2 protein-coding genes are annotated in these 382 nt (G+C 53.1%); both read right to left on the reverse strand.

Annotated features, from left to right (window positions below):
- On the reverse strand, window positions 1-117 hold a 117-nt coding region (locus tag EZM41_RS14280), incomplete at its 3' end, for an ABC transporter substrate-binding protein (protein ID WP_198469044.1).
- Window positions 118-201: 84 nt separating this feature from the next.
- Window positions 202-382 (reverse strand): HAD hydrolase-like protein (locus EZM41_RS02360; RefSeq protein WP_198469047.1); only part of this gene is annotated, 181 nt, incomplete at its 5' end.

Raw genomic sequence — 382 nt, forward strand, 5'->3', positions numbered from 1 at the left:
TAACTCGTCGAACTCGGGTATGCCATGTTCTTCGAAGGCGAAAAAGGCAGGCTTGTATCCTTCTTGCCTTAATTCTACGAACTCGTAGTTCCTGTAACCTCCAGAGACAGCATCCACCCCGTTGCCACCATCGGTCTATGAATGTTTCCCTCCCCGACTCTGTTCCGATCTCACATCGACTCTCCTACGCCTGCGAGGGCATTAGCTATCATCTCTGGAATTCCACCGAACCAGCCCACGACACTGGAGGCCTTCTCCTTGATCCAATCCCAGGCATCTTAAGCCCTCTTCCAATGCCTCCGGGTGGGGTTTGGGGTTATTCACGCGCTCAAGCCCGATAACTGCGACAAAATAACGGTCAAGCCCTGTGAGCGATACGACC

Origin of the sequence: Acetomicrobium sp. S15 = DSM 107314, from assembly GCF_016125955.1 — a bacterium.
Taxonomy (GTDB): Bacteria; Synergistota; Synergistia; order Synergistales; family Thermosynergistaceae; genus Thermosynergistes; species Thermosynergistes pyruvativorans.